We start from the raw sequence: 20,188 nt of genomic DNA on the forward strand, positions 1-20,188 counted from the left end.
GATTTTTTGCCTATGGCCCGGTGCCGATGCGCCGCGGTTTATCCCGAACACGAGGTGAGTACATGAATGCAGCGAACGAACAAGCGAAGCTGTCGGTGCAGCAGTTGGGCCACTACATCGGCGGCGCGCCGGCCGCGCCCACCAGCGGCCGCTTCAAGGACGTGTTCAATCCGGCCACCGGCAAGGTGACTGGCTCGGTCGCGCTGGCGTCGGTCGAGGAAGTGGACGCGGCGGTGCGGGCCGCCAAGGCCGCCTTTCCCGCCTGGAGCGAAACGGCGCCAATCAAGCGCGCGCGCATTCTGTTCAGGTTCAAGGAGTTGCTGAACCAGCATCACGACGAACTGGCGATGCTGATTACGCGCGAACACGGCAAGGTGTTCACGGACGCGCAAGGTGAAGTGGTGCGCGGTATCGAAGTGGTCGAGTTCGCGTGCGGCATTCCGAACCTGCTGAAGACCGACTTCACCGATCAGATCGGCGGCGGCATCGACAACTGGAATTTGCGGCAGGCGCTGGGCGTCGTCGCGGGCATCACGCCGTTCAACTTCCCGGTCATGGTGCCGATGTGGATGTTTCCGGTCGCGCTCGCTTGCGGCAATACGTTCGTGCTCAAGCCGTCGGAACGTGACCCGTCGGCGTCGCTGCGTCTCGCCGAATTGCTGAAGGAAGCCGGTCTGCCGGACGGCGTGTTCAACGTCGTCAACGGCGACAAGGTGGCCGTCGATGCGCTGATCGATCACCCGGACGTCGCGGCGCTGTCGTTCGTTGGCTCGACGCCGATCGCGGAATACATTCACACCGAAGCGTCGAAGCGCGGCAAGCGCGTGCAGGCGCTCGGCGGCGCGAAGAATCATCTGGTGGTGATGCCGGACGCCGATCTGGATCAGGCCGTCGACGCATTGATCGGCGCGGCCTATGGTTCGGCGGGCGAGCGTTGCATGGCGATTTCGGTTGCGGTGGCGGTCGGCAACGTGGCCGACAAGCTGATCGAAAAGCTGGTGCCGCGGGTCAAATCGCTCGTCATCAAGAACGGCGAACATCTCGACGCCGAAATGGGTCCGTTGGTTACCGCTGAACATAAGGCCAAGGTGGCGGGTTATATCGCGTCGGGCGAGGCGGAAGGCGCGAAGCTGATCGTCGATGGCCGCGCGCATCCGGTGGCGAACGAAGAAGGCTTCTTTGTCGGCGGCACGCTGTTCGACCATGTCGGCACGGAAATGAAGATCTACAAGGAAGAGATTTTCGGCCCGGTGCTGGCAGTGGTGCGGGTGCCCGATTTCGCGAGCGCGGTGGATCTGATCAATGCGCACGAGTTTGGCAACGGCGTGTCGCTGTTCACCTCGGACGGTGGTGTGGCGCGCGCGTTCGGCCGGCAGATTCAGGTGGGCATGGTCGGCATCAACGTGCCGATTCCGGTGCCGATGGCGTGGCATTCGTTCGGCGGCTGGAAGCGTTCGCTGTTCGGCGATCATCACGCTTACGGCGAAGAGGGCGTGCGCTTCTACACGCGTTACAAGAGCATCATGCAGCGCTGGCCGGATAGCATCGCCAAGGGTGCTGAATTTACGATGCCGGTGGCGAAGTAATTCGTTCGGGTGGATCGTTGTAATGAAAAAGCCGCGCCTGACATTTCAGGCGCGGCTTTTTCGCTTCTGCACGCGGCAACCGTCACTTAAACGCCTGCGGACGAATCTTCTTCCGCTTCGCTCAACACAGCGTTTTGCACCGCGGCAGCAGGGCTGACATAGGCGGGCGCCTGCCGCGGATCGTCGACGCTGTAGCGCAGACGCCCCGCTTCGATATACACGCGCAACTGGCGGTACTTCACGAAATAAAGCAGGCCGACGAGTGCCGCCGCGAATCCCGAGGCCGCGCCTACCCCGAGCGCCCAGCGCGGGCCGAAACGGTCCGCGACCCAGCCGACGACAGGCGCGCCGAGCGGCGTTCCGCCCATCAAAATAGCCAGCAGAATCGCGATCACCCGTCCGCGCATGGCAGGCTCTGTGGTGACTTGAACGAGACTGTTGGTGGAGGTCGAGAAGGTCTGCGTCGAGACACCGATCGCGACGAGCATCAGGCCGAACAACAGGGTGCTTGGCATCAGCGAAGCCAGCGTACAGCCCACCCCGAACATGGCCGCCGCGCCGAGCAGCAGCACCATGCGCGGTTTCGCACGGCGCGCGGCGAGCAGCGCGCCGGTCACGGAGCCGATCGCCATGGTCGAACTCAGCACGCCGTATTCGCTGGCGCCCGCATGAAACGCGGTGACCGACATCGTCGAAATGAAGATCGGGAAGTTCAGGCCGAACGTGCCGATCAGGAACAGCATCAACAGCGCGGTCACCAGGTCGGGACGCTTCCAGACATACTTGAAGCCTTCCACGAAACTGCCGCGCGAGCGCGCCGCGTGCGGTCTCAGATGCAGTTCGTTCAGCCGCAGCATGCGCAGCGACCCGAGCACGGCGACGAAAGACAGCGCGTTGATGAGAAACACCCAACCGGTGCCGACCGATGCGATCAGCAAACCGGCGACCGCGGGCCCGACCATGCGCGCCATGTTGAACGAAGTGGAATTCAGGCCGACGGCGTTCGACAGATCTTCTTCGCCGACCAGATCGGACACGAAGGTCTGGCGCACCGGCGAATCGAACGCGGTGACGCAGCCAAGCAGCCCCGCGAACACATACACGTGCCACAACTGCACGAGGCCGGTGACGGTGAGAATGCCGAGGCCCAGTGCGCAAGTACCCATGGCCGCCTGGGTGGCGAACAGCAGCTTGCGGCGGTCGAAGTGATCGGCCGCATAGCCGGTGAGCGGCAATAGCAGCAATTGCGGGCCGAACTGCAGCGACATGACGATCCCCACGGCGGTCGCATTGTGACGCGTGAGTTCCGTGAGGACGAGCCAGTCTTGCGCCGTGCGCTGCATCCACGTGCCGATGTTGGAGACGATCGCGCCGCTCGCCCAGACCCGGTAATTGAAATTGCGCAGCGAACGGAATGTGCCTGTCACCGGACTGTTTCCATGTGCGGGATTAGCGCGGCCCGTGGGCTTCGAGCTATGGTCGAACCAGGCGTCATGCGTGCGAACGCTCGAGCAACGCGAGGAGTTCCTGCGTCGTGCCGGTCTCGCCGAGACGCGGGAAGATGCGCGTGATGCTGTTGGTGTGAGCGTCAGCATTGAGGTCGGTCATGGCGTCGACCACGAGCGTGACATTGAAGCCGAGTTCGTTGGCGAAGCGCGCGGTGGATTCCACACCGATGCTGGTCGCCACGCCCACCAGCACCACTTGCGTGATGCCTTGCTCGCGCAGATAGGCTTCCAGATCCGTGTTCGTGAATGCGCCCCAGGTGCGCTTGGTGACCCGATGATCCGACGGCTGCGCGTTGATCTCGGGCACGAGGTCCGCGAAACCGGCGGGGAAATCGCCGGAATGGCGCGCCTGTTCGGCGCGGCCCGGCGCGCCGCCGGTCACATTGACGAGCACCACGGGCAGGCCGCGGCGGCGAAACGCGTCGGCGACGAGCGCCGAGCGCTTGACCACTTCGGCGGTGGGATGCGCGGTAGGGAGCGCGACAATGCCCTGCTGTAAATCGATAACGATCAGTGCGGTTTTTGCGTCGAGCGTGGTGAGTGCCATGAGGTGCTCCGTGAGAGTTACGAGTCGATGAGGCGTTTGAGCAAGTCGACGCCGGTCGCGAGTTGCCGTTGCTCGGCCGCCGAGAAGCGCGTCTGGATGGTGCGGAACAACCAGTCTTCGCGCGCCGCGCGGCTTGCCTTGATTTTCTTTCGAAAGGCGGGGGTGAGGGAGAGGACCGTTTGGCGTCCGTCGTTCGGATCGGGTGCGCCACTGACGAGTCCGGCGGCTTTCAGAACCGAAAGCGTCTCGCCCATGGATTGCGGACGCATGCCGTGAGCACGCGCGAGCGCGGTGACCGTTGCCGGACCTTCGCGCTCCAGCAAGCCGAGAACCTGGACCTGTGAAGGGGTGAAGTCGCCCAGATGCGATTCTTCGCGCAAGCGGCGGCGCAGTTTGCCGACCAGCACGCGAAGGTTTTCCGCCATGGCGTGCAGGGCTTCGGTATCGGGCGGGAGATCGCTCTTGTTCATGCCATGACAGATGTGAAGGTTACCTGCTAAGGTTACCTTCGTATCCGGTTGAGGTCAAGATGAGGGGCGTTCTGCCGCACTAAAGTTGAAAACGAAAACAAACGCTACCCGGCAGCGCAACGGGCGGAGGTTGTTTACATCGTCCTTGCTTTTCCTATTTGTTTAACTATAGTGTTAAATATTAATCGTCACGTTTACAAAAGGAGAGAGTCATGAGCGAGCCGCTTCATCGTCCTTCGTTGGGATCCGCGGTGTACTACAAGGATCCGTTTGCCGCGCTCGACTGGCTTGAGCGGGCGTTCGGCTTCGAGCGCCAGTTGGTCGTCACGGACAACGACGGCCAGTTGGGCCACTCGGAAATGCGTTTCGGCGACAGCTACGTAATGATCTGCCGCGAATGGTCGGAAAACGCGGCCAGCCCAGCGTCGATCGGCGGCAAGAACACGCAGTCGGTGCACGTGCAATTGCGTGACGGCATCGACGAACATTGCGCCCGCGCGCGTGCTGCGGGCGCGGTGGTGACGCGCGAACCGGAAGATCAGTTTTACGGCGACCGCGTCTACGCCGTCCGCGATCCGGAGGGGCACGTGTGGAGCTTCGGCCAGACGGTGCGCACCGTGTCGCGCGAGGAAGCCGAGCGCGTCAGCGGCCTGAAGATCGAAGGATGGGTGTAACGCATGGCCCTGCCTGCCAGCGCCTCGCTCGACCGCACATTGGCCGCGCTAGCCGATCCGAACCGGCGTCAGGTGGTCGATCTGCTCAGCCGTCAGCCGATGCGCGCCGGCGAACTCGCGCAAGCCACAGGTCTTTCGCCTCAAGCGATGAGCCGGCACTTGCGCGTGCTGCGCTCGAGCCAGCTGATCGGGGAATCGCATGACGGCGTCGACGCGCGCGTCCGGCTTTACGTGTTGCGCTCGACGCCGATGAGCGAATTGAAAGCGTGGCTCGAACAGACCGAGGCCATGTGGGCCGGGCAATTGCTGTCGTTCAAAGCGCATCTGGAGGCTCAGGGATGACTTCGCGCGTGCAGGTGTCGTTGCGCGTGGCTGCCTCGCCGCAACGCGCGTTCGACGTTTTTACGCGCGAGATCGGCGCGTGGTGGCGGCCCAATCAGCTGTTTCAGTTCACGCCGCAAAGCACCGGCGTGTTGTCGTTCGAATTGGCTGAGCAAGCGGGCGGGCAGGGCCGCCTGATCGAGACGCAGGCGGACGGCAGCGTCTTCGAGATCGGTCGTGTGACAGCGTGGGAGCCGGGCGAGCGTCTTGCCTTCGGCTGGCGTCAGGCCAGTTTCAGCGACGCACAGCACACGCATGTCGAAGTGCGGTTCGAAGCGGTGGGCGAAGAAACGCGGGTGACCGTCGAGCATCGTGGTTGGGATACCGTGTCGCAGGATCATGTGGCGCGTCACCATTTCCCCGATCGCGTGTTTCTGTTGCGGCACGGCGAATGGTGGCAGGCGTTGCTGGCTTCGCTGCGAGCCGCGGTGCAGAGGTCCGGATCGACCGGTTGAAGAGTGCGAAGACGTTTAGGCGAGGAAAGCCTCAGCGCGTGGCGATGGCCGCCGCAACGCCCGCCATCATCGTCGCGCTCGCGCGGTTGGCGATTTTCACGGCGCGCCGCGTGGTGAGCAGTTTGCGCGCACGCGTGGCGAGCAGCGCCCAGCCGAAATCGACGGCCATCAGCACGATCAGCATGGTGAGCGTGAGTTCGAACCACGCCACGGTGCCTATACGCGACACGTCGATGATGGTCGGCAACAGCGCGAGATAAAACATCATGATCTTCGGATTGCCGAGCGTGACCAGAAGGCCCGCCATGAACATGCGCCACGCCGACTGTCCGCTCGGCAAGTCGTTGGCTTGCACGTTCGCCGGCGCGCGCCACATCTTCCACGCGAGAAACAGCAGATACGCCACGCCGATGAATTTGAGCACCATGAACACCGTGCCGAAGCTGCGCGCGATCACCGCCAGTCCCGCCACCGCGCAAGTGAGCCAAAGCGCCTCGCCGATCCACATGGCGGCGAGAAAGGGCAACACGTCGCGAAAGCCGTTGGTCAGCACGCGCGCGACCAGCGCGGCGACACTCGGTCCCGGCGTGCCGGCCGCGACGATCAGCGCGAGGGCGAAAACAAGCAAGGCGGACAGCGTCATGACAGTCTCCACGAACTTCAGCGCGCGCGCAGGCGCCGGTTGACGAAGCGCCACACGGCGCTCATGAGCAGCGAGCCGACGCCGAGCGAGACGCCTAACAGCACGATGGAACTCATGTGATCGCGCACCAGCGGCACGTTGCCGAACAGATAGCCGACCGCCACCAGCGACACGATCCACAGCGCCGCGCCCGCGGTGACGAACGACACGAAACGTGCGAACGTCATGCGCGAAACGCCGGCGACGAACGGCGCGAACGTGCGCACCACGGCGATGAACGGCGACAGCAGAAAGGTCAGCCCGCCGCGCGCTTCGTAAAACGCGTGCGCCTTGCGCAGCGCGTTCTTGTCGAGCCAGCGATAGTCGGCGGTATAGACTTTCTCGCCGATCGCACGCCCGATCGCGTAGTCGACGATGCTGCCGGCAACCGTCGCGGCGAACAGCACCGGAATCACGAGCCAGACATTCAGCGCGCCGGTGGCCGCGAGACCGCCACAAATGAAAATCAGCGGATCGCCGGGCAGGAAGAACAGCGGCAAAAAACCGATCTCGACGAACACGACGAGAAACAGCATCGCGTAGACGGCGGTGCCGTATTGCACGATCAGCCCGCTCAGGTGCTGGTCGAAGTGCAGGGCGACCTGCAGCACATGCATCAGTTCCATCTTGGGTCGAAGGGAAATTCGGATCTTCAGGAGTTTAGTCCCACGGCGGCGCGCTGACTTGCGTATTTCTCGGAGGTGGTGTCAATATCGGGGCGTGTCGTCGAGAATAACCCTGTGCACGAACCTGCCAGAACGCCCATGCAACACGCTACCGGTATGACCTTCCGCTTTGCCGGACAACACGATGCCCACGCGATCCGCGCGATCGAATTCGAAGCGGGGCAGCGTTTCCTCAGCGTCGATATGGCGGGTATCGCGGATGCGCCGCCGATGGATCTGGAAATCGTCGAACGCAAAATCGCGGCGCGGGAAATCATCGTGGCCGTGGCAGCCGATGCAACGTGCGCCGGTTTCGTGATGTTCGAGCCGCAACCCACGCGCATCTACGTGCAGGAGCTCGACGTGCTCACCTCGCACGCCGGGCGGCGTATCGGGGCGGCGCTGATCGAGCAGGTTGCGCACATTGCGCGCGCGCAACGGCTCACGCAACTGATTCTGTCGACGTTTCGCGAGGTGCCGTGGAACGCGCCGTATTATCGCCGGCTCGGGTTTCGCGATATCGATGAGGCGGAACTCGACGCGGCGTTGATCGCACGGCGCGACGCGCACATCGCGCGAGGACTCGACGAATCGAAGCGCGTGTTCATGCGGCGTGATCTTGCGTGACGTGTGGCGTGTGATGCGCGGGCTCGGGTGTCGAGCCATAAAAAAACGCGGCGGGTAGGACTGGAACACATCGTTCGAGTCATACCCGCCGCGCGTTTTTCGGCGCACTGCCATGCATTTGGCTGCTTTTCAATCAGCAGCTTAACCTCCGCCATCGCTTCGCATAGCTTCGCCTTTTTCCCGCCTGCTGCAAGCCTTATTCTACGGTTTCCAGCGTCGGATAGTCGACGTAGCCGGTTTCACCGCGTGCGTAGTACGTCGCCGGGTTCGGCTTGTTCAACGGTGCATTCGTGGCGAAGCGGCGCACCAGATCCGGATTGGCGATGAACAGCTGACCCCACGCCACCGCATCCGCTTCGCCCGCGTCGAGCACCTGCTGCGCGGTTTCTTTGGTGAACTTTTCATTCGCGATGTACGGGCCGCCGAAGGCTTTCTTCAGTTGCGGGCCGAGACGGTCGTCGCCGAGCGCTTCACGTGCGGCGATGAATGCGATCTTGCGCTTGCCGAGTTCGCGGGCCACATAGCCGAATGTGCCGGCCGGATCGGAATCGCCCATGGCGTGCGCGTCGCGGCGCGGCGCGAGGTGCACGCCGACACGGTTCGCGCCCCACACGCCGATACATGCGTCGGTGATTTCAAGCAGCAGACGCGCGCGATTTTCGATCGGGCCGCCGTAGGCGTCGGTGCGCTGGTTGGTACTGTCCTGCAGGAACTGGTCGATCAGGTAGCCGTTGGCGCCGTGCACTTCGACGCCGTCGAAACCGGCTGCCTTCGCGTTTTCGGCGCCTTTGCGGAAGGCTTCGACCACGCCGGCGATTTCATCGAGCTCCAGCGCGCGCGGCGTCACATACGGACGCTCCGGACGCACCAGACTCACGTTGCCGCGCGCGGCGATCGCGCTCGGCGCGACCGGCAGTTCGCCGTTCAGGAACAGCGGGTCCGAAATACGGCCCACGTGCCACAGTTGCAGAAAGATCTTGCCGCCCGCGGCGTGCACGGCGCTCGTGACGAGTTTCCAGCCTTCGACCTGCTCCTGTGACCAGATGCCAGGCGTCTCGGCATAACCCACGCCTTGCGGCGTGACCGAAGTCGCTTCGCTGATGATCAGGCCGGCGCTCGCGCGTTCAACGTAGTACTTCGCCATCAGCGCATTCGGCACGCGGATTTCTTCGGCGCGCTGGCGCGTGAGCGGCGCCATGATGATGCGGTTCGACAGCGTGATGTCGCCAATTTGCAGCGGATCGAAAAGAGTCGGCATATGAGTTCACCTTTGGCCGAGGGCACGCAGCCCGAGCCTGAAAAAACTGCTTGATGAAAGAAACGCGGCAATGCGAATCGCGGCGCCTAGAGCTTCGTGTTGATGTGCTCCAGGAACGCCTGAATGGCGGCTTCGTTGCGTTTGAAGAACACCCATTGACCCACCCGCTTCGACGTGACCAGCCCCGCGCGCTGCAAAGCCGCCAGGTGGGCCGACACGGTGGACTGCGACAAGCCGCACTGTCCCTCGATCTTGCCGGCGCACACGCCGTAATCGAGCGGCAGTTCCTGGTCGCCGAAATGCGCGTACGGCTCGCGCAGCCTGCCGAGAATCTCACGGCGGACCGGATTGGCAAGCGCTTTGTGAATCGCGTCGATATCGAGCGTCATTGGGTAGGTTTCAGGGTCGACAACAAGAACGGGAAGGCCAGGGCGCGGGTAAGCGCCTTTGTGAATGCATCGCTACAACACGAATCATATATCGTAATTTAACGATATGCTTGAAGTCACTACTGACAATGGGGGTGATAGGTGTCGAATCCGGAGAGACTGCGCCCCCGCCGCCCTCGAGGCTGACAGATAAACGTCCGCCCAGGCACCGTGTAGGCCGACAGATGCGCGGCCTCCACCTCACACCGGTTGGTCCCCTTAGGAAGCCAATCTTCAACGACCCGACGTAGTCAGGTAGGGCACAGAGTGCCGACAATCTCTCCAACGACATTGCCGTCAGCCGACGGCTATGCATCTGCTGCGACTCACCTCTACCTGGCTAAACGCGCTTCGCTCTCTGGCTCGGACGCGAGACTGATGTCGACGCCCGTGGCGCGCTCGTCTTCCTACGGCGGACACTCGAGAAACTCGACCTTCGCCCGCTAGCCGACGAACTGGGCCTAACCAGCCTCTGCCCGCAATCAGGTCAGTTTCCAGAGCGACAGCGCCCGTCACCGAGCAATCTGTTGCTTGCACGCATTGCCGCGAAGCGGACACTGCTGCGGATCATAGTGCTCTGGGGGTTGTGTACGGTTGCGCAGATGTTCGTAAGCGGTGCAGCGTCGCTTTACTTCGCGCGCTTCTTGTTGGGTGCTGCAGAGGCTGGATTCTTTCCAGGTTTGATGTTGTATCTCTCGTACTGGATCCCCGACGCGGCGCGTGCGCGCGTCAACAGCATCCTTCTGCTTGCCATGCCAATCGCTGGTATCACGGGCAGCCCACTATCTGGCTGGATCGTGAGCCAGATGCGAGGGAGCTGGGTCTTCATGGATGGTAGTGGCTGTTCTTGCTCGAGGGTCTGCCGGCAGGTGTACTCGGAGTGCTCGCGTCGTTCCTGATGAGCGATCGCCCCGAGGGTGTGACTTGGCTTTTCCGATGCCGTACAGCTCCGATCGCTACATGGAGCGGCGCTGGCATCTGGCCGATTGCTTCTTTGCCACCGCGCTGTGCCTGATGCTGCTACGGGTCACAGTGGGCGATGTCCCTGGTGCCCATCCTGTTTTGGACGATTCCAACCGCGCAACTCGACAGACGTTGTGCGCCCGCCGGCATCGCGATGATCAGCGCGTTGGGGTCGCTCGGTGGCGCGTTTAGCTCGGCGGTGATGGGCATGCTCACAAGCCGCTATGTCACGCCATATGTCGCCCGCACGGTGATGGCGAGTCTGCTGTTGCTGGAGATGCTTCTCCTGGTTCGCCTCGTGCCCGCGCGGGCCGTTGCGGTGTCGGCTAGTCACGCCACCTAGTGATGGGTCTCAATGGGAAAGTCGATGACGGAATACGAATTTCCCGCATTTAGGGATTCTTTCGTAGCTTCCTGGATATGCGACAAGATCCAACGAATCTGTCATCCATTCTATTTTTATAGCGGAAGAATTGCACCTTATCGACGAAGCCTGGCATGATTCCGACTGACAATTATGTTTGACAAATCCCTAAATACGGGATTATATTGAATGCATCAAGTCACTTTTCGCGCGTTTCTGCATGATGCCCTGACATTCGCCAATCAGTTCGCGGGTTCGGCTGATGGCATCGCAACATCTTCATGCAGCAGCTTGCGGAAAAAACGCTGCGTGACGGGCCGACGTGATATCCGAATGTTTCGTTGCGTACTTGCGAAGAAGCTGTATCGCTGCGACAGGGTTCACGGGGGGCGAGCGAATAGACGCCGTTATGGCTCACCAGCAGCCCAACGTTGGCCAGTTCACGAACGTACCGATAACACGTCGTGCGCGAAAAGCTCATGTGTTCGGCAATAGCCTCTGCGGTCATCGACATTCCCGATGCGAAAAGACATCAAGAATGGAGAGCATCTTCGTCAGGCTCGACATGGAGGTACTTGTCAGGTGGTCAAGAAAGGGGCGGTTACGACCACATGGCCTATGGGAGGAGTCGACGCCGATTCGGGATAACGCGTAGGTGAGAGCCGTATCACTATTTCCGTCCAATCAACCAGCGCTCCGGCCCGCATGCGGGCATCGACCTGACGGAGGTCGTGCGGGTGCTTTTATTCAATCCGTAATCACTATGAGCAATATGCGTCAATCTGAACATCCAATCGATCCGCTGTTTACCGAGCGGTGGTCCCCTCGTGCATTCTCGGGTGAGAGCATTCCCGAAGGCGTGCTGATGACGCTGCTGGAAGCGGCACGGTGGGCACCGTCTTCCTACAACGCTCAACCGTGGCGCTTCGTCTATGTACGCCGAGAAACGCCAGGCTGGAAGCCGGTCTTCGACACGCTGGTGGAATTCAATCAAAGTTGGGCGCAGCGTGCCGCGGCGTTGGTGGTGATTGTGTCAGCGAAGCAGGCGGTGTTTCCGGGCAGCACGGAATCGAAACCGAACCCGTGGCATTCGTTCGATACCGGTGCGGCGTGGGCGAGCCTTGCATTTCAGGCTTCGATCCTGGGTTGGGCATCGCACGGCATGGCCGGTTTCGACGCCGATCAGCTACGTCAGGCCGTGCAGGTGCCCGAGGGCTACGCTATTGAGGCTGTCGTGGCCATCGGCAAACGTGCGGATAAATCGGTGTTGCCGGAGAGGCTGCAATCGCTGGAAGCGCCCAACGGACGTCTGCCGCTGGCCCAACTTGCCGCCGAGGGATGCTTCCGTTTCGAGGTCTGAGCGAGACACCGTCTGGGCAGGTGGTGTGTGTTCCGGACGTTGGCGGTCCGGAACAGGCATCGCCTTCTGTGGACCAATCGTAAGCGCGAAATCCTCCGTACCTGGCCGGCGCGGCTGAAACCACTCACCAAGACGATGATCGTCGCGCTTGGGGGTGAGTTGATTTTCACCAGAAATTGACCTGTCGGGACTTCGCGGCGCGGCGTGCTGCAATGGACGTAATCGTCGACTGGCTTGGTTTCTATAATGCCCGCCGACCGCATGCAACATTGAACCAGGTCAGCCCCATGACAATCGAGAAGAATTGGGCGGCCGCTCAGCGAGGACAAACGGCCTGATGGCTTCAGCCGTGGGATTCGTGAAACAGGGGCAAGGCCAATTCGGCAGATCCGCTCGCCGTGGTCGTCAAACAGACTGCTCTTCAATGCGTCGACAGTAGATCGGCTCTCCGGATGAGCCGTGCTCGTCCCGCGAGCGGCTTGTAACCGTGACGCGATATCTTTTTGCGCCATTCCTATAACATTCGACGCAAAACATCGTTGCGGGGGTCCGCGTCGAGATATCGATGCTTGAGCGCACCGAGGACGTGAAGAACAACGAGCACGAGTAGCGTGTAAGCCAAGGTTCGATGCAGCCATTGGAATACGCTGAACCAATTGTCGTTTTTAGGCAGTAGCTCTGGCAGGTGAATCAGAAAGAAAGGTACGCCGTCGCTTTGGGTGTAGGTGCTCGACATGGAGTAACCCATCAGCGGCACCACGATGGCCAAGCCGTACAGCAGGTAATGAGCCGCCTTGGAGCATTTCTTTTCCCAGGTCGCGAGCCCTGCCGGCGATGCCGGTAGGGTCTTCCTCGAGCGGATCGCCAGTTGCACGAGCACGACCAATAACGTAAGAATTCCAAACTGTTTATGAGTGGGGTAGTACCAGTCAAACTTGGCGGGAAGAGCGTCGTTCAGTCTGACCATGGTCCATCCCGTCCATAACTGGGCGATGATTAGAACCGCCCGGACCCAGTGCAGCAATCGGAGTGGGAGCGGGTACTTGTCCCCTTTGTATTCGCTAGCTTGAGTATTCATATCGCCTTGCCTTCCTTGAGAATCAAAAACGCAATGTCGGGAATTCCGACTCTTGCAAGTCGAGCGCAGTACTAACTTGATACCTCGCTCTGCTCGGTGAGGATATAGCGCGTGAGTGCCCGGCGGAACGTTCGTGTACCTGCAGGGCAATCACGAGTCACCAGGCGAGCGCAGATATCAACAGCATTCCCGCAATGCTTCGCGCAAGGCCCGGGCCATTAGATCTGCCTCCTCCAGTTTCAGGGTCAGCGGGGGGGACATGACAACTTTGTTGGCGATTGCGCGTACCAATACACCGCGTTTGCGTGCGGCGTCGGCCACTTGTGCGGCAAACCCCTCGCTTGGGTTGAGCGGCGTTCGACTGGCTTTGTCGGTGACGAGGTCCAGCGCCAGCATCAGGCCCTTCCCGCGCACGTCGCCCACGGTCTCGAATTCGTTCCTCAGCGGCAGCAGCTGCTCGAGTAGATGCTTGCCCACTCGGGCCGCATTGGCGGGTAGATTTTCTGCTTCGACGATGTCGAGCACCGCGAGAGATGCCGCGCAGGCGAGCGGATGTCCGCTGTACGTATAGCCATGCATCACCATATGCGAGAATCCGCTTCCGCCTTCAATGGTTTGCGCGATGCGTTTGTTGTACATCGTGGCTCCCAGCGGAACGTACCCGGCAGAGATGCCTTTGGCCAGGCACAGAATATCTGGTGCCACGCCCCATCCACGACTTCCAAGCATGCTGCCGGTGCGGCCAAACCCCGTGACTACCTCGTCGGAAATCAGCAGGATACCGTTTCGGTCGCATACTTCCCGGACGCGCGGCCAATAAGCGGCCGGTGGCACGATCAGGCCGCCGGCGCCCTGCACAGGTTCTGCAATGAACGCAGCAATTGTCTGTGCACCGTGGAATGCAATTACTTCTTCCAGTTGCCGGATGCAGTGCGTGACGAGTTGCTCCGGATCCTCGCAGTTCCATGGGTTGCGATAGAGCCATGGCGTATCGAGTTGGACACAGCCAGGCAGTAGCGGGCCGTGGTTATAGTGATACACCCCATTGCCGCCGATCGACGTTCCGCCGATATGCACACCGTGATAGCCGTTGCGCAGCGAGATGAACTTCGTGCGCGATGGTTCGCCGGCGGCGACCCAGTACTGACGCGCCATTTTCAGTGCTGTTTCGACAGCGTCCGAACCGCCACTGCCGAACATCACCCGCTGCATATCCTCTTGTTTGAACATATCACAGAGCCGGTCGGCCAGATCGTACACGCGCGGATGAGCAACGCCATCGAAAGTCTGGTAGTAGGAGAGTTCATCCATCTGCGTCGCGATTGCCGCTTTCACTTCTGGCCGATTATGGCCGACGTTGACGTTCCATAACCCGCCGACGCCGTCGAGCAAGCGGTTGCCCTCGGCATCGACAATGTGATTGCCGTCCCCTCGGACGATAACGACGGTCGGCGTCGAGTGGCCGGCGGCGGCCGAGCTCATCGGGTGCCAGAAACGTTTTTGACGGTTTTGATAGTTCATGGTGTATTGCTCACGAAGTTTATTGATAGCGATTTAGAGTGCCGCGGTGACGACCTTTTCCTCGAGATAAGAATCCAGCGCAGCCCGCGACAGATCACGTCCGATGCCACTATGCTTGGTGCCTCCCCAAGGTAGTCGTGCATCGAGCGGACTCCAGCAGTTGATTGCAACGGCACCCACATCCAGGCGTTCCGCGACTCGGTGCGCGGTGCTGATGTTCTGCGTCCAGAGCGAAGCGGACAAGCCGAACAAGGTGTCATTGGCAATGCCGACCGCTTCGTCTTCGCTGTCGAAGGGAATGACCATGCCGACCGGGCCGAACACCTCCTCGCGGGCGATGCGCATGCCGGGGTGTACGCCACCGAGGATCGTGGGCCTCACGAACCAGCCGCGCTCGGGAACCGCTTCGTCGCCCGCCAGCCTGACCGCACCTTCAGCGAGAGCGCCGTCGATATGCGCGCGCACTCGCGCGAGGTGACGTTGATTGATGAGTGCCCCCATCTGAGACGCGGGATCCGATGGCGGCCCGACACGGATCGAGCGGGCCGCATCGGCGAGCCGTGCTTCCACGGCTTGAGCGAGGGAGCGGTGGACCAGTACCCTGGAGCCGGCGGCGCACGTCTGCCCTTGATTGACGAACATGCCGATCGCTAGGCTGGGAATGATCTGTTCGATATCGGCATCGGCAAAGACGATTTGCGCCGCCTTGCCGCCGAGCTCGAGGGTGACGCGCTTGAATGTCTTGGCCGCTTCGCACGCGATCGAGCGCCCGACTTCAGTGCTGCCGGTGAAGCTGACCTTGTTGACGAGGGGATGCGTCACCAGCGCCGGGCCGACCTCCGCTCCAATGCCATGGATGATGTTCACCACGCCGTCGGGGAAGCCGGCTTCGCAAATCAACTCTCCCAGCCTGGCCACGGAAAGCGGTGCGTCCTCCGAAGGCTTGATGACGACTGTGCAGCCGGCCGCCAGCGCCGGCGCGAGTTTCCAGGCGGCGATCATAAGCGGCGCGTTCCACGGAATGATTTGAGCCGCGACACCGACAGGCATGCGACGGGTGTAGTTCAACGTCGGGCGGCCCATGAATCCGTCAGTAGGGATCATGCGGCCTTCGAGCTTGTCGGCCCAGCCTGCGAAGTAGCGGAGCGTGTCGACGCTCATCGGAACGTCCATCATTTGCATTTCGCCTGCCGGCCGCCCCTGTTCATCGGCAAGCAAGACTGCAAGCGCGTCGGCTTCCCTCTCCACGAGGTCTGCGAGACGCTGCAGCCAGCGCGCCCGCGCCGCGCCGCCGGCGCTTGCCCAAGGACCGTGATGGAGGGCGGTGTGCGCTGCCCTCACGGCATCGTCGACGTCTTGAGTGTTCGAGGCCGGCACGTAGGCCAACAGGTTGCCGGTTGCCGGTGCGTGCTTTTCGAAGCGGCTGCCGGCTGTCGCCTTGCGGCGCTGGCCGCCGATTAGGTTTTCGAGGTTCGTCATGGTGTCTGCTTGAATCGGGGATGGGGTTTAGGCCGCGGTGAGTTCGCGCGTTTGCATGGCCTTGCGATGCATCATCGAGGGCCCCAAACGGATGTTGCTGTAACTCATGTGTCTGTGCTCCTCAGGAATGGGTTCCCAGATTGCTTTGGTTGCCGCCGATTCATGTGCGATGGCGATGGCCGGACGGCATGCGTCGAACTCGGGTCTACTGTATGTCGATGAATTGAGCGGGCTTGTCCGCTTTTGGCAATTGCTGCCGGGTCACGGTGCCAGGGGATACCCTATGGCTGTGGCGGAGGCTGAGACGGGAATGCGGCGTGGCAGCGCCCCGATTTAGGTGCTGTGCCCCAGTCAGCGGCAACCGCGAGCCGATAGCCTCCAAGGTGGGAGACGCTTGAGACTCGGATGCGAATCGTTTTAGATAATTAGAAATCCTGAGTACATGGGGTCAAGTGGATTTCCAGACATTCCGTAAGCTTTTCCAGTCCTACCAATCGAGATCCGGATCTCCCTGCCGGATAGCTATGCATCGCTGTCGGCAATTCGAAAGCTTTCCGCGGCCCTCGAATTCCCAAGCAAACCCGAGCGCGCTTGCGATTCGGTAGTGCTTATCCGACGCGCGGCTTTATTTTCGACAATTCCCATATGAGGGATTAGAGAAACTACCTACCCATAAAAATGATGCAGGAGTGTTGACGAATCTTTTATTCTGGGAATAATGAGCGCCATGCATCGAGGGTTGGGCTCTCGGGTCGTGCTTCGCTCGATGTTGGTAGGACACAGCCGATCGCTTATCCGATCGCGGGAAAGTTCATGGTTACGGGAGATCTCTCATGCAGTTTCATCTCAAGGCAGGTCTTGCGGTCGCATGCGCTGTTGCGATCACGGCTTCCTGGGCACAGTCATCAGGGGAGCTAACAATAAGTGGGGCGGAAAAGTCAGCAAGCTCGGACGGCCGTATTCCCGCATACGGAGGAGCGCAACAGACACCTGCAGGGTGGTCGTCAGGCAAAGTAAGGGGTGATTTTTCGCCCTACAAGTCCGAGAAACCGCTCTTCTCCATTACGGCGGCAAATGTCGACAAATACGCCGCGAATCTCACGCCCGGCCAGGTCGCGATGTTCAGGCAGATCAAGAACTACCGGATGGACGTGTATCCAACGCATCGCGATTGTGGCTACCCCGACTGGGTCCAGGAGAATACGAAGAAGAACGCAGGTACAGCGAAGCTCGATGCGAGTGGCGACCATTTGCAGAGCGCCGTTCTGCCGGGCTTGCCGTTTCCCGCTGCCAGGACCGGACAGGAAGCGATGTGGAACTACCTGGCGCGCTATCGTGGGGTCGGCATCAAGTGGGGGAAGCTCAATACGATGGTGTCTCCGCGGCCCGGTAGTTCCGATTGGATTTCGGTGACGAGCCATCAGGTGGTGTACATGCCGTGGGCCAGGAAGGGCGCGAATCAACTCACGGCGGACGAAGGGTTGTATTCGATCTACTTTGCCTACGAGACACCGGCAGCGCTCGCTGGACAGGCTCTTGTACAGACCGATAGTTTCGCAAACAACGACAGCCCCGCGTTCTACTACTTTCCCGGCCAGCGAAGGGTGCGTCGCATGCCGTCGTACAACTACGACGCGCCACAGATCGGATTCGAGAACCAGTACACGGTTGATGAACCGTGGCTCTTCAACGGCGACATCGATCGGTTTGGCTGGAAGCTTGTAGGCAAGAAGGATATCTACGTGCCGTACAACGACTTCGCGATGTATGACTTCAAGAAGAACATCGATGAAGTTTTCAAGCCCGATCAAATTGACCCGTCCGCGCGCCGCTACGAGCTGCATCGCGTCTATGTGGTGGAGGCGACGCTCAAACCCAATATGCGGCATATCTCTCAGAAAAAGGTCTTGTATCTCGACGAAGACACCTACCTGGCACTTGCCGGCGAGGACTACGATGCCCAAGGCAAACTCTGGAAGACCAAGGAAAGCTACCCGGTTCCCATTTGGGAGTTGGGCGGAACGTGCGATGTGGAGCCTTTCTCGCAATACAACTTGGTCACCGGTCGTTACGTGACCGATCAGAGCGTGATCGGCGATGGACAGGATGTCCAATACTTTGAGTCGTCTAGTTCTCCCATTTTCCGTTCGGACTACTACACGCCTGAAAACCTTCGTTCCATCAGCGAACGCTAACGCGGAGCGGAAAGCCTGGTGTTCGGCGACGTTTACCAGGCCACGACGACTAGAGGAAGAGCCATGAAAACAAAAGCAGTCCGCACATCGGTTTCCGTCGCGCTGATGGGACTGGGTGCCGTGTCAGTCAATTCATATGCTTATGATTTTACAACTGGGTTCGGCGATCTTACCGGCTCATGGGTTTCGAATTTGACCGCAGGTGCGGGTATTCGTACCAAAAACCCGAGCTGTTCGCTGACGGGTGACCCGAATGCTTACGGTTGCGGCAGCGCAGCCAACGTCAATCAGTGGGGCTCGGGTGACAACGGTGACCTGAATTATCGAAAGGGGCAGCCGTTCAGTACCTACGTCAGTGTGACGAGCGAGCTGTTGCTGACAATGCCGAGCGAAGGCTACAAGTTCATGATACGCGGCACTGGCATGTATGACTTTCTGGTCAGCAGCACCGCAAGAACTCCTCTCTCGAGCACGGCCTTGGCCCAGGTCGAATACCCGGTTCAATTGCTCGATTTGTGGGGTGAAAAGGACTTCACGCTCGACGGACAGGCGGCACACGTGCGTCTGGGTAACCAGGTCATCAATTGGGGCGAAAGTTATTTCGCCGCGGGAGGTATCAATCAGACCAACTCTTTCGATATTCAGAAGCTTCTGATACCAGGAACGCAGCTCAAGCAGGCCCTCTTACCTGCGCCGATGCTGAGTTTTGCAGCCGGTCTGCCAGGTGGTTTCAGCACCGAAGGCTATTACCAGTTTCAGTGGAACGGGAACCGCTATCCGCCCGTCGGTACATACTGGTCGGTCGGTAATAGCTTCGGGCGCGGCGCCGTCGCCACTACGGTTAGTTCAACGAATGCAAATGTCAACGGAGTCGATGCGGGGAGCATTGCGGGATCGAACAGTGGAAATGCCGCGACACTTTCCGCAATCAACAGTGGTCTTATCAACGGCCAGTATGCGGGGCCGCCATACAACTCCATTGGTGTGTTGACAACCACTACTTTGCCCCAGAGCTACAAGCCGCAGTTCGGCCTCAAGTTCAACTACAGGCCGAAAAGCGTCGACGTGAATATTGGCTTCTACTACGAAAACTACACGGACAAATCGCCGGTCCTTTCAACCTTGGCCAACGGCACCAGCCAGTTCTCGTATCTCGAGAACCGTCAGCTCTTTGGTGTGAGTGCCAACTTTGGGCTTGGTGACTGGGCAATCGGGACGGAACTGTCGTACCGTCCGCACGATGCCGTCGCGCTATCCGGCTGTTTCGGCGCAGGCGGGCCCCTCGACTTGAATACGAACGGCACCTCCGGCATCAATTGCAAACAATGGGCCGACATGAAGAAGTTTCAGTATGACATCAACGGGCAGCTCAGTCTTACCCAAAGCGCATACCCGTTCCTGAAGCTCATCAAGGCCGACATGGCGGTACTGACCGCGGAGCTGACCTGGATCTACTACCCGGGGCTGCGTTCGGGCGGTGTGACGCGCACGATCAACGGCGAGACCGTGCAGCAGGCACCAGCAGCAGGATATTTCACGTGGCTGAACAACGGATCGGGTGCGGGCTACCCAATCACCGCAGCGGCGGGGACCTCGAGTTCCGTGGGTGCGACCGTGGACTTTAACTGGACCTATGACGGTAGCCTGATTCCGGGCTGGCAGGTGACGCCGGGTGTGACGTTCACGGACGCGCTGTACGGCTACACGCCGACGTTCACTGCCAACTATCTGCAAGGCGCCAAGTCGCTGAACCTGTACGTTCTGTTCAATCAGAACCCGGCCGTGTGGCAGGCAGGCATTAATTACACGACGTTCTTCGGTGGTCATGGGGGTGTCGGTCAGCCATATGCAGACCGAAATTTCGTCGGCGTCTTCGCTACGCGTAATTTCTGAGCTGGCGACAGCGGCAACCGGTGCGCGGGACCGCACACCGATATTTTTGAAGGA

20 protein-coding genes and 1 pseudogene are annotated in these 20,188 nt (G+C 60.6%); 11 read left to right on the forward strand and 10 right to left on the reverse strand.

Annotated features, from left to right (window positions below; genetic code table 11):
- Positions 1-62: 62 nt before the first annotated feature.
- Positions 63-1,586 carry a CoA-acylating methylmalonate-semialdehyde dehydrogenase gene (locus ACFSNN_RS36650; protein WP_134463848.1) on the forward strand — a complete coding sequence of 508 codons (1,524 nt, stop codon included), beginning with the start codon at positions 63-65 and terminating at the stop codon, positions 1,584-1,586.
- 86 nt (positions 1,587-1,672) lie between these two features.
- Here ACFSNN_RS36650 and ACFSNN_RS36655 read toward each other — a convergent pair whose 3' ends face one another.
- The 3 genes from ACFSNN_RS36655 to ACFSNN_RS36665 all read right to left on the reverse strand — a co-directional run bounded on the left by ACFSNN_RS36655 (position 1,673) and on the right by ACFSNN_RS36665 (position 4,111).
- Positions 1,673-3,013: an MFS transporter gene (locus tag ACFSNN_RS36655; RefSeq protein WP_134463850.1), complete on the reverse strand. Its 1,341-nt coding sequence runs from the start codon at positions 3,011-3,013 to the stop codon at positions 1,673-1,675.
- A 64-nt stretch (positions 3,014-3,077) separates the two neighbouring features.
- Entirely contained in the window at positions 3,078-3,641 is a 564-nt protein-coding gene (locus tag ACFSNN_RS36660; protein WP_134463852.1) for an isochorismatase family protein, read from the reverse strand.
- Between the two features lie 17 nt (positions 3,642-3,658).
- Complete coding sequence (locus ACFSNN_RS36665) at positions 3,659-4,111, reverse strand: MarR family winged helix-turn-helix transcriptional regulator (protein ID WP_134463854.1); 453 nt, start codon at positions 4,109-4,111, stop codon at positions 3,659-3,661.
- 212 nt (positions 4,112-4,323) lie between these two features.
- Here ACFSNN_RS36665 and ACFSNN_RS36670 point away from each other — a divergent pair, with 212 nt between their 5' ends.
- Genes ACFSNN_RS36670 through ACFSNN_RS36680 form a run of 3 tightly spaced genes read left to right on the forward strand, consistent with a single transcriptional unit; the run spans position 4,324 to position 5,621 of the window.
- On the forward strand, positions 4,324-4,785 hold the full coding sequence (locus tag ACFSNN_RS36670; RefSeq protein ID WP_134463856.1) for a VOC family protein: 462 nt from the start codon (positions 4,324-4,326) through the stop codon (positions 4,783-4,785).
- Between the two features lie 3 nt (positions 4,786-4,788).
- Entirely contained in the window at positions 4,789-5,127 is a 339-nt protein-coding gene (locus ACFSNN_RS36675; RefSeq protein ID WP_134463858.1) for an ArsR/SmtB family transcription factor, read from the forward strand.
- Positions 5,124-5,621 carry an SRPBCC family protein gene (locus ACFSNN_RS36680; RefSeq protein ID WP_134463860.1) on the forward strand — a complete coding sequence of 166 codons (498 nt, stop codon included), beginning with the start codon at positions 5,124-5,126 and terminating at the stop codon, positions 5,619-5,621. Before ACFSNN_RS36675 ends, ACFSNN_RS36680 begins: the two co-directional genes overlap by 4 nt.
- Before the next feature lie 31 nt (positions 5,622-5,652).
- Here ACFSNN_RS36680 and ACFSNN_RS36685 read toward each other — a convergent pair whose 3' ends face one another.
- Both ACFSNN_RS36685 and ACFSNN_RS36690 read right to left on the reverse strand, forming a co-directional pair.
- Positions 5,653-6,264 carry a LysE family translocator gene (locus ACFSNN_RS36685; protein WP_134463862.1) on the reverse strand — a complete coding sequence of 204 codons (612 nt, stop codon included), beginning with the start codon at positions 6,262-6,264 and terminating at the stop codon, positions 5,653-5,655.
- Positions 6,265-6,281: 17 nt separating this feature from the next.
- Positions 6,282-6,929 (reverse strand): VTT domain-containing protein, encoded by a 648-nt coding sequence (locus ACFSNN_RS36690; RefSeq protein WP_134463864.1) that lies wholly within the window; start codon positions 6,927-6,929, stop codon positions 6,282-6,284.
- 138 nt (positions 6,930-7,067) lie between these two features.
- Here ACFSNN_RS36690 and ACFSNN_RS36695 point away from each other — a divergent pair, with 138 nt between their 5' ends.
- Positions 7,068-7,595: a GNAT family N-acetyltransferase gene (locus tag ACFSNN_RS36695; protein WP_134463866.1), complete on the forward strand. Its 528-nt coding sequence runs from the start codon at positions 7,068-7,070 to the stop codon at positions 7,593-7,595.
- Between the two features lie 196 nt (positions 7,596-7,791).
- On the opposite strand, the gene ACFSNN_RS36700 is transcribed toward ACFSNN_RS36695, so the two are convergent.
- Complete coding sequence (locus tag ACFSNN_RS36700) at positions 7,792-8,853, reverse strand: alkene reductase (RefSeq protein WP_134463868.1); 1,062 nt, start codon at positions 8,851-8,853, stop codon at positions 7,792-7,794.
- Positions 8,854-8,939: 86 nt separating this feature from the next.
- Entirely contained in the window at positions 8,940-9,242 is a 303-nt protein-coding gene (locus tag ACFSNN_RS36705) for an ArsR/SmtB family transcription factor (RefSeq protein ID WP_134463870.1), read from the reverse strand.
- Positions 9,243-9,853: 611 nt separating this feature from the next.
- Here ACFSNN_RS36705 and ACFSNN_RS36710 point away from each other — a divergent pair.
- The 4 genes and pseudogenes from ACFSNN_RS36710 to ACFSNN_RS36725 form a co-directional block, all read left to right on the forward strand.
- Positions 9,854-10,180: an MFS transporter gene (locus tag ACFSNN_RS36710; protein ID WP_244323079.1), complete on the forward strand. Its 327-nt coding sequence runs from the start codon at positions 9,854-9,856 to the stop codon at positions 10,178-10,180.
- Positions 10,181-10,329: 149 nt separating this feature from the next.
- Positions 10,330-10,587 carry a hypothetical protein gene (locus tag ACFSNN_RS36715; protein ID WP_244322964.1) on the forward strand — a complete coding sequence of 86 codons (258 nt, stop codon included), beginning with the start codon at positions 10,330-10,332 and terminating at the stop codon, positions 10,585-10,587.
- A gap of 784 nt (positions 10,588-11,371) precedes the next feature.
- Positions 11,372-11,968 (forward strand): nitroreductase family protein, encoded by a 597-nt coding sequence (locus tag ACFSNN_RS36720; RefSeq protein WP_134463872.1) that lies wholly within the window; start codon positions 11,372-11,374, stop codon positions 11,966-11,968.
- A gap of 173 nt (positions 11,969-12,141) precedes the next feature.
- A pseudogene (locus tag ACFSNN_RS36725) lies at positions 12,142-12,306 on the forward strand (IS3 family transposase); the annotation flags it as partial.
- Between the two features lie 176 nt (positions 12,307-12,482).
- On the opposite strand, the gene ACFSNN_RS36730 reads toward ACFSNN_RS36725, so the two are convergent.
- From ACFSNN_RS36730 to ACFSNN_RS36740, 3 genes are all read right to left on the reverse strand, one after another.
- On the reverse strand, positions 12,483-13,046 hold the full coding sequence (locus ACFSNN_RS36730; protein ID WP_134463874.1) for a cytochrome b: 564 nt from the start codon (positions 13,044-13,046) through the stop codon (positions 12,483-12,485).
- A gap of 177 nt (positions 13,047-13,223) precedes the next feature.
- Positions 13,224-14,567, reverse strand: a complete 1,344-nt coding sequence (locus ACFSNN_RS36735) for an aspartate aminotransferase family protein (protein ID WP_377689119.1) — start codon at positions 14,565-14,567, stop codon at positions 13,224-13,226.
- 33 nt (positions 14,568-14,600) lie between these two features.
- Positions 14,601-16,046, reverse strand: a complete 1,446-nt coding sequence (locus ACFSNN_RS36740) for an aldehyde dehydrogenase family protein (protein ID WP_134463876.1) — start codon at positions 16,044-16,046, stop codon at positions 14,601-14,603.
- 833 nt (positions 16,047-16,879) lie between these two features.
- On the opposite strand from ACFSNN_RS36740, the gene ACFSNN_RS36745 reads away from it, so the two are divergent.
- Together ACFSNN_RS36745 and ACFSNN_RS36750 are read left to right on the forward strand one after the other, a co-directional pair.
- A complete protein-coding gene (locus ACFSNN_RS36745) occupies positions 16,880-18,241 on the forward strand; it encodes a DUF1329 domain-containing protein (protein ID WP_134463878.1) in 1,362 nt (453 codons plus the stop codon).
- Positions 18,242-18,304: 63 nt separating this feature from the next.
- Positions 18,305-20,134, forward strand: a complete 1,830-nt coding sequence (locus ACFSNN_RS36750) for a DUF1302 domain-containing protein (RefSeq protein ID WP_134463880.1) — start codon at positions 18,305-18,307, stop codon at positions 20,132-20,134.
- Positions 20,135-20,188: the final 54 nt, after the last annotated feature.

Source organism: Paraburkholderia dipogonis, from assembly GCF_042680985.1.
Taxonomy (GTDB): Bacteria; Pseudomonadota; Gammaproteobacteria; order Burkholderiales; family Burkholderiaceae; genus Paraburkholderia; species Paraburkholderia phytofirmans.

Excerpts from the sequence above, each read along its gene's own strand:
- ACFSNN_RS36650 (WP_134463848.1), top strand. The coding sequence starts at position 63 with ATGAATGCAGCGAACGAACAAGCGAAGCTGTCGGTGCAGCAGTTGGGC.
- ACFSNN_RS36680 (WP_134463860.1), top strand. The coding sequence starts at position 5,124 with ATGACTTCGCGCGTGCAGGTGTCGTTGCGCGTGGCTGCCTCGCCGCAA.
- ACFSNN_RS36695 (WP_134463866.1), top strand. The coding sequence starts at position 7,068 with ATGCAACACGCTACCGGTATGACCTTCCGCTTTGCCGGACAACACGAT.
- ACFSNN_RS36690 (WP_134463864.1), bottom strand. The coding sequence starts at position 6,929 with ATGGAACTGATGCATGTGCTGCAGGTCGCCCTGCACTTCGACCAGCAC.
- ACFSNN_RS36660 (WP_134463852.1), bottom strand. The coding sequence starts at position 3,641 with ATGGCACTCACCACGCTCGACGCAAAAACCGCACTGATCGTTATCGAT.
- ACFSNN_RS36665 (WP_134463854.1), bottom strand. The coding sequence starts at position 4,111 with ATGAACAAGAGCGATCTCCCGCCCGATACCGAAGCCCTGCACGCCATG.
- ACFSNN_RS36675 (WP_134463858.1), top strand. The coding sequence starts at position 4,789 with ATGGCCCTGCCTGCCAGCGCCTCGCTCGACCGCACATTGGCCGCGCTA.
- ACFSNN_RS36700 (WP_134463868.1), bottom strand. The coding sequence starts at position 8,853 with ATGCCGACTCTTTTCGATCCGCTGCAAATTGGCGACATCACGCTGTCG.
- ACFSNN_RS36735 (WP_377689119.1), bottom strand. The coding sequence starts at position 14,567 with ATGAACTATCAAAACCGTCAAAAACGTTTCTGGCACCCGATGAGCTCG.
- ACFSNN_RS36740 (WP_134463876.1), bottom strand. The coding sequence starts at position 16,046 with ATGACGAACCTCGAAAACCTAATCGGCGGCCAGCGCCGCAAGGCGACA.
- ACFSNN_RS36705 (WP_134463870.1), bottom strand. The coding sequence starts at position 9,242 with ATGACGCTCGATATCGACGCGATTCACAAAGCGCTTGCCAATCCGGTC.
- ACFSNN_RS36730 (WP_134463874.1), bottom strand. The coding sequence starts at position 13,046 with ATGAATACTCAAGCTAGCGAATACAAAGGGGACAAGTACCCGCTCCCA.
- ACFSNN_RS36670 (WP_134463856.1), top strand. The coding sequence starts at position 4,324 with ATGAGCGAGCCGCTTCATCGTCCTTCGTTGGGATCCGCGGTGTACTAC.
- ACFSNN_RS36720 (WP_134463872.1), top strand. The coding sequence starts at position 11,372 with ATGAGCAATATGCGTCAATCTGAACATCCAATCGATCCGCTGTTTACC.
- ACFSNN_RS36685 (WP_134463862.1), bottom strand. The coding sequence starts at position 6,264 with ATGACGCTGTCCGCCTTGCTTGTTTTCGCCCTCGCGCTGATCGTCGCG.
- ACFSNN_RS36750 (WP_134463880.1), top strand. The coding sequence starts at position 18,305 with ATGAAAACAAAAGCAGTCCGCACATCGGTTTCCGTCGCGCTGATGGGA.
- ACFSNN_RS36745 (WP_134463878.1), top strand. The coding sequence starts at position 16,880 with ATGCAGTTTCATCTCAAGGCAGGTCTTGCGGTCGCATGCGCTGTTGCG.